Raw genomic sequence first — 7,790 nt, 5'->3', positions numbered from 1 at the left:
CTCCGAAAATCGGGAGGCACGTCAAATCTCCACACAAAATTGCAATGACGATTGCCACTGCTCGCGATTGCGTCGTCATTGCGTCCGGGTTTGGCAAGGGCCCGAGCGATAACCTTGAACACGTCAAGCGCCACCGTTCAGTACTGTTTCCTCAATCCAGTCCTCCTGCCCTGTGAACTTCGCGATTACATCAGCACTCCAGGGCCTCGTTGGCACCCAGGTCCTGCATCGCGCTGAGCAAGACGGACTGCTCGACGTCAAGTCATAGGGAAGCGTCGGTCAATCGCGCCAATTGGCGGCATGGAGAAGCGTAATTTCGAATAGAAAGGGAAGAACTCTGACGAGGGGTGGAGGGCCGCTACCTCCCTCGCTAGCTCAAGGTAGCCGAGCGGAGCCCCGAAGGCTATTAATCACCCGCAGCACACCGATACGCAGGAATTTCATGCATATCAACGTGAAAGAGCTTTGTGTGATCTGTCCCCGGTGAGTGGAAGCACTCCCTCGACGGCAACCAAGAAGTGCAACGCTTCGCCGAACGACAACCGCGACACTCGGAAGACGGGTTTTCTTCTTCGCCATAAGCGAGGCGTCACTACCGATTGACGACAGACACGATAAGGGACCGTAGCGACGGCCGTGAGTTTCCGATCGTTAATCGCATCGCCGCATTCGCGAACCGCATCACCGGGACTGAGGCAGACGGCTCGACCAGCAATGAGAGCGCTTTGCTCGCAACGCTCGGGTTTTGGTTTCCGTCGCGAGGCTTGGTTTCAACAGAACGCAAACGCCGTTCGGCTCTGGCCGCCTGAGCGCTGGGCCGGCCTCAATGACCGCGCGTGCAATCCCGCCTAAAGGCATTTCCATTCCTTGCCAGACAAAGGGAAATCAGCAAGCGACAAGGATATCCCACCAAACAGCATGCCGTTCCCGCATAACGACAATTTCATCCCGCATAAGCGCAAGATCTCGCTGGAAGATTTGAGCCAACGATGACAATTTCCGTCCTGCCGATGCCTGACAGAATTTTCGGCAAGGCGTACCGAGAAACCTGATATCAAATTGATACTACAATGATTTTTCTATCATATGTGGCAGCGCAAAGCCGCATCGGCTGCTGAATTCGATGCCATCGCCGCAATCAAGGTCAACAGCAATAAAAAAGCACAGCCAAATCTCTTTCATAAATGAAAATAAGAACTTGTTTGAAACGCTGGGATCGCAAGCGCGGCGTCTTCCCCGCGCGTGGAGCTGGTTTCCGGCCACCCTCATGCCAAATGATCACGCTGACGCAGTTGACAATGGAGATGCGAATCCCGCTTCGCCATCAACGCAAAAGTGCGCCGTTCCAGCTTGATGGAAGACATGGACACCCGAACTCCGCAACGGCGCAATCACCGATGGATGCATCGCGGGGCGGTTGCTTGCATAGTCTTGAGAAGCCCGTCGCGGCGAGCGACCGGACTGACGACGGTCGGCAAGTAGCTGCGACCGGACCGCTCTGCTGCGCTTCAGGTCTTCAGCGAGAAAAGACGAGGACCGGCGTGTGCACCGGGGTCATTCGCGGCATCTCGATCAGGAGAACCTTGTCGGCTGCGCGCGCTCTCCGTAACGGATGAAGACCATCGCTCCCTCGGCGCGCAAGAGCCTCCCGCATGGGCGAGAGGCAAAGCTCATTCGCACGCCGGCAACCCGCCGGACTTGCCGCTAAGATCCCCAGGGCCACATGCGGCGGAGATCGAAGCCGCCGCCGTTCTTCTGGGCGGCGCGCTTGGCCTCGCGTTGCTTCTTGGCCTCCGTTTCGCCCAGTTCGCCCACGGGCGCCGAATCGGCCGGCTGCCGGTAGGCGACCGGCGGCTCGCTCAGGTAGCGGCGCGAGGTCGGGTTCACATTGCCCAGTTCGGCGCGCTGCTTCAGCACCTCCTCGCGCTGGCGCTTGGCCATCGCGGGATCGAGCACGCCGTCGTCGCCACGCGCATTGACGCCGATGTCGCGCTGCACCGGCGAGCGGTAGAGCGGATTGTCCTGATTCTCGGTCGCCTCGGCACGGATGCGGGCGAGCCGCTGCTCGGGCGATTCGGGCCAGGCCGGGTTGCCCGATGTCGCGACGTCGTCCTGCGGCGTCGGCAAAACTTCCGTGGAAGCAGGCATGACGATGCCGGCGCGCGGCTTGTATTCGATGCGTTCCTTGTTGCGCGGTCCGAGCGCGAGCACCCCGGTCACGTCCTCGAGCAGCTGCTGGTCGGCGGCCTTGCCCGTTCCGTAGGTGGGCGCGCCAACGCAGCCGGACAGGACCGTGGCGGCAAGGAGCAGGGTGCCCGACACCGCAACCATGCCTGCGGACTGCTGCCGAACCTTGGTTTCCATATGCTTCACTGCCACCTCTTTCCCGGAAGGCCGGGGCAAAGCCCGCAGTCCATTCCGCTCAACATCCCGTTCCGTTTCGCCGGGAAAGCCCAATCACGTCGTGTCGCGCAGGAATCCGGCGACAACGTGGCGTCTTGTTACCCCGCGGCAGTTGTATCGAAGGCGGGCGCGGGACGCAATCGGCCCCGGCCCTATACCTGTCGCCGCTTCTGTGCGGACATCGGGCGTTGCCGCCCGACCGCGAAAGGCCTCAAAGCCTGCCCAGCGCCTGCAGTTCGTGCAGCGCGGCCGCGTCGCGGGCCGACACGTCCGGGAATGCGGGGTCCGCCCCCACATCGTCCGTGTACCGCCAGGAACGGGCGCATTTCTGTCCGCCCGCGCGGGCGAAAACAACACCGACGCCCGGAACCTCATCCAGCGTGAAGGCGCCCGCCGGCGCCGCCTCGTGGCGGATGTCGATGCCGCTGACGATGCAGATCTCGGCCATGTCGCGGTCGGCGATCGCCGCCTGCAGTTCGGGATCGGCGACGTAGACCACGGGCGCAGCCTCGAGCGACGAGCCGATGGTCTTCTCCTTGCGCTCGATCTCCAGCGCGCCGGTGACGACGCGGCGAACCTGGCGGATGCGACGCCATTTCTCGGCCAGCTCCGCATCGCGCCATGCCGCCGGGACCTCGGGGAATTGCGCCAGGTGCACCGAGCGCGCGTCCGGATAGCGCTCCAGCCAGGCTTCCTCGGTGGTGAAGGGCAGCATCGGCGCCAGCCACGTCACCAGGCTGTCGAACAGCTTGCGCACCACCTGCAGCGACGCCCTGCGGCGCAGGCTCGACGGCGCGTCGCAATAGAGCGCGTCCTTGCGCACGTCGAAATAGAAGGCGGACAGTTCGATGACCATGAAGTCGAGCAGCGCGCGCGTGACGCGCTTGAAGTCGAAATTGTCGTAGCCCTTGCGCACCAGCTCGTCGAGCTCGGCCAGCCGGTGCAGCATCAGCCGCTCCAGTTCCGGCATGTCGGCGGGCGCCACGTCCTCGCCCGTGTCATGCGCCAGCGTGCCGAGCATCCAGCGAATCGTGTTCCGGAGCTTGCGGTAGGCGTCGATATTCGTCTGGATGACGTTCTGGCCGAGCCGCTGGTCTTCCCAGTAGTCGGTCGTCATGACCCACAGGCGCAGGATGTCGGCGCCGGACTTGGCCATGATCTCCTGCGGCACCACGGTGTTGCCGAGCGACTTCGACATCTTGCGGCCTTCCTCGTCCATGGTGAAGCCATGGGTGATGACCGTGTCATAGGGCGCGCGGCCGCGCGTGCCGCAGCTTTCAAGCAGCGAGGAGTGGAACCAGCCGCGGTGCTGGTCGGAGCCTTCCAGATAGACGTCGGCCGGCCATTTCAGGTCCGGGCGGTCCTCCAGCGTGAAGGTGTGCGAGGAGCCCGAATCGAACCAGACATCGAGGATGTCCATCACCTGCGTCCACGGCTCATTGGCCTTCTCGGCCAGGAAACGCTCGCGCGCGCCCTCGGCGAACCAGGCGTCGGCGCCCTCCGTCTCGAAAGCCTCGAGAATGCGCTGGTTGACCGCCTCGTCCTTCAGGACATTGCCATCCTCGTCGGCGAAGACGCAGATCGGCACGCCCCAGGCCCGCTGCCGCGAAAGCACCCAGTCGGGCCGGTCCTGGATCATGGCGCGCAGGCGCGCCTGGCCGGCGGCCGGCACGAAGCGGGTGTCGTCGATGGCCTTCAGCGCCCGCGAACGCAGGGTGGTGGCGTCGCCCAGGTCCTTGTCCATGTAGACGAACCATTGCGGTGTGTTGCGGAAGATGATCGGCTTCTTCGAGCGCCAGGAATGCGGGTAGCTGTGCTTCAGTCGACCGCGCGCAAAGAGCATGTCGCGCGCGATCAGCGCCTTGATCACCGCATCGTTGGCATCGCCCTTCTTGCCCTTGTCGTCGATGACCCGGGCGGGGCCGCCTTCGCGGTCGGGGCCGAGGCCCGGCGCATCCTTGGTGTAATAGCCGGCGTCGTCGACGGTGAAGGGGATTGCGGGGTCGATGCCGCGCGCGCGCAGGGCGGCGCCAGCATCCATCCAGGCATCGAAGTCCTCGCGGCCATGGCCGGGCGCGGTGTGTACGAAGCCCGTGCCGGCGTCGTCGGTGACGTGATCGCCGGGGAGCAGCGGGACGGCGAAGTCGTATCCGTCGCCGAGGCCCTTGAGGGGGTGGGCGCAGGTGATGGCCCCGAGTTCGTCCGCCGGGATGTCGCGCAGGCGCTGGTAGCCCAGCTTGGCCTTGGCGAAGGATTCTTCGGCGAGGGCATCAGCGAAGATCAGCTTTTCGCCGGCCTGCGGGCCGAAATCGTTCTCCGCCGCCGTGACCTCGTAGAGGCCATAGCCGATGCGTGGGGAAAAGGAGATCGCGCGGTTGCCGGGCAGCGTCCAGGGCGTGGTCGTCCAGATGACGACAAAAGTGTCCTGCAGAGCGGTGCTTTCCGCCACCGGAAATTTCACCCAGACCGTGTCGCTCTCGTGGTCGTGATACTCGACCTCGGCCTCGGCCAGCGCCGTGCGTTCCACCACGCTCCACATCACCGGCTTGGAGCCGCGATAAAGCTGGCCGGACATGGCGAATTTCAGGAGTTCGCCGGCGATGCGTGCCTCGGCGTGAAAATTCATCGTCGTATAGGGCTGCTTGAAATCGCCCTCGATGCCGAGGCGCTGGAACTCCTCGGTCTGCACCTGGATCCAGTGGGCGGCGAAGTCGCGGCATTCCCGGCGGAACTCGTTGACCGGCACCTCGTCCTTGTTCTTGCCCTTGGCGCGGTATTGCTCCTCGATCTTCCATTCGATCGGCAGGCCGTGGCAGTCCCAGCCGGGCACGTAGTTGCTGTCGTAGCCGCGCATCTGGAAGGAGCGCGTGATGACGTCCTTCAGCACCTTGTTCAGCGCATGGCCGATATGGATGTTGCCGTTGGCGTAGGGCGGGCCGTCATGCAGCACGAACTGCGGCCGGCCGGCGGCATCCTTGCGCATCAGCCGGTAGAGGTCCATCTCCTGCCAGCGGGCCACCGTCTCCGGCTCCTTCTGGGGCAGGCCCGCGCGCATCGGAAACTCCGTCTGCGGCAGATAGAGGGTCTTGGAATAGTCGATCTTCTCGGACGTGTCGGTCATTGTCTTGCCGTGAAATGCGCGAAGCAGCGAAGGGCTTCGCCGATGCCTGTATCAGTAAGCGGAGGGCGCGCCCTGGATGCGCGCAGGAACCCGGACCTTCCGCAGCACTCAGGCCGCACGGAAGGCCGGGCCAATAATTCGTATGGCAATCGGTGTGAAACCGGCGCGCGTCATCATGGCCGCGCTTTTAGCCGACGCCGCGGGAAGAATAAAGAGGCGATTGGCTTTACGCCGCGCGGCCCTCGAACGCGATGCCCACATCCAGCGCCGACAGCGGCATGACGCGGGAGAGAAGCCCCCTCGCCTCCTCCTCGTCGCGCTTCATCTGCCTGACCAGCGGTTCCAGCCCGTCGAACTTCTCCTCGCCGCGCAGGAAACCGAACAGCGAGACGGAACAGGTCTCGCCATAGAGATCGCCGTCGAAATCGAACAGGAAGGTCTCGAGCAGCGGCGCGCCGTCCTCGTCCACTGTCGGGCGGCTGCCATAGCTCGCCACGCCGTCGTAGAGGCTGCCGTCGGCGCGGCGGAAGCGCACGGCATAGATGCCGTGGCGCAGGCCGGTCTCCGGCGGCAGCGCCATGTTGGCCGTGGGGAACCCCAGCGCGCGGCCGAGCTTCTTGCCGCCGCTCACCTCCGCCTCGACCGTGAAGCGGTAGCCGAGCAGGCCGGCGGCTTGCGCCACGTCGCCTTCATGCAGCAGGCCGCGGATGCGGCTCGACGAGATCACCGCGCCGCCCTCGTCGGAGAACGCCTCGACCAGCGTGACGCCGAAAGCGTTCGCCCGGCCGGCATCGGCCAGCGTCTGCGGCGTGCCGCCCCGGTTCTTGCCGTAGTGGAAGTCGAACCCGGTCACCACATGCGAGATGCCCAACCCCTCGACCAGGATCCTTTGCACGAATTCCTCAGGCAGGAGGCCGGCAAAGGCGCGGGTGAAAGGGTGCTCGACCACGGCATCGAAGCCGAGCGCGCCGAGCAGACGCGCCTTCATCGGCGCCGGCGTGATACGGAACAGCGGCGTGTCGGGCTGGAACACGCGGCGCGGATGCGGCTCGAAGGTGAGCACGATGGCGGGCACCTTGTCGCGTGCGGCGATCTCCAGAGCCGGCTCCAGCACCGATTGATGGCCGCGATGTACCCCGTCGAAATTGCCGATCGCCACCACGCCGCCGCGCAACTGCGCTGGCAGAACGGCGCTGTCGGCGATGCGCTGGATGGCGGGGGCCACGCGCGTGGCCTAACGCAGGCGGGTGATGGCCGCCACGGGCGTGTGGCCATGCTTTTCCAGGAACGCCGCCAGGAGCGCGGCGTCCGGACTGTCCGGCGCGCCATAGTCGCGCGCATGGATGCCGGCGGTGACGAACAGCACGTCGAGGCCGTAACTGTCGGCGCCCTTGACGTCGGTCAGCACGCCGTCGCCGATGCCCAGCGCCTCCCCGCGCACCAGTTCGCGCCCGAGGACCGCGCCCGCCGCCTGGAAAGCGGCGTCGTAGATCGGCCTGTGCGGCTTGCCGGCGATCAGCGTGCGGCCGCCCAGAAGACCGTAGTCGCGGGCCAGCGCGCCGGCGCACCAGATATGCCGGTCGCCGCGCTCGACGATGATGTCCGGATTGGCGCAGATGAAGGGCAGGTCGCGCATGCGCAGGCGCTGGAGGCTCTCGGCATAGTCCTCCGGCGTTTCGTTCTCGTCGTCGAACAGACCGGTGCAGACCACCCCGGACGCCTCGAAATCTTCCACCAGCTCAACGTCGAGACCGTCGAAGATCGCGCCGTCCCGCTCGGGGCCGATATGGTAGAGGCGGCGCGGCGCGGCGCGGATCAGGTCGCGCGTGACATCACCCGACGTCACAACCCGGTCCCAGGCATCGCGCGGCACGCCGAGCAGATCGAGCTGTTCCTCGACGCCCTGATGCGGGCGCGGGGAATTGGTGATCAGCACCACCACCTTGCCGGCGGCCCGGGCGCGCGAAAGCGCGGCGCAGGCCGCGTCATGCGCCTCGACGCCATTGTGAATGACGCCCCACACGTCGCACAGGAGCGCCGTGTAGCGGTCGGCCAGGGCATCGAGGCTGTCGATCATCGGAGGTGCTTCAGGCATGGATTGGCGCTTCGTCTCGAGCATTGAGGGGCGGAGAAAACGGCATGGCCGGGAATTATCGGAAGCCGCGCGAACTGTCACCCGCTTTTATCGGGAACCGGAGCGCGCGACGGGAACGCCAGCATTTGAGCGTCCCGGTTAACCGGACGGGAACCACGATCGAAGGCCGCG

General features: G+C 65.2%; 4 protein-coding genes. All 4 read right to left on the bottom strand.

The features are described from left to right. Nucleotides 1–1,704: 1,704 nt before the first annotated feature. Nucleotides 1,705–2,364: a hypothetical protein gene (locus NA2_RS03005; protein ID WP_008594008.1), complete on the bottom strand. Its 660-nt coding sequence runs from the start codon at nucleotides 2,362–2,364 to the stop codon at nucleotides 1,705–1,707. Between the two features lie 250 nt (nucleotides 2,365–2,614). Continuing rightward, the gene (gene ileS, locus NA2_RS03000; RefSeq protein ID WP_008594007.1) at nucleotides 2,615–5,524 is read right to left on the bottom strand and encodes an isoleucine--tRNA ligase; all 2,910 of its coding nucleotides are present in this window, start codon (nucleotides 5,522–5,524) and stop codon (nucleotides 2,615–2,617) included. Between the two features lie 226 nt (nucleotides 5,525–5,750). Beyond that, nucleotides 5,751–6,749, bottom strand: a complete 999-nt coding sequence (locus tag NA2_RS02995) for a bifunctional riboflavin kinase/FAD synthetase (RefSeq protein ID WP_008594005.1) — start codon at nucleotides 6,747–6,749, stop codon at nucleotides 5,751–5,753. A 9-nt stretch (nucleotides 6,750–6,758) separates the two neighbouring features. Beyond that, entirely contained in the window at nucleotides 6,759–7,619 is an 861-nt protein-coding gene (locus tag NA2_RS02990) for a TIGR01459 family HAD-type hydrolase (RefSeq protein WP_420798687.1), read from the bottom strand. Between the last annotated feature and the right edge of the window lie 171 nt (nucleotides 7,620–7,790).

The organism is Nitratireductor pacificus pht-3B, from assembly GCF_000300335.1.
GTDB classification, from domain to species: domain Bacteria; phylum Pseudomonadota; class Alphaproteobacteria; order Rhizobiales; family Rhizobiaceae; genus Nitratireductor; species Nitratireductor pacificus.
The sequence above is the reverse complement of the archived record's forward strand: the minus strand, read 5'-3'. Positions and strand labels throughout refer to the sequence as shown.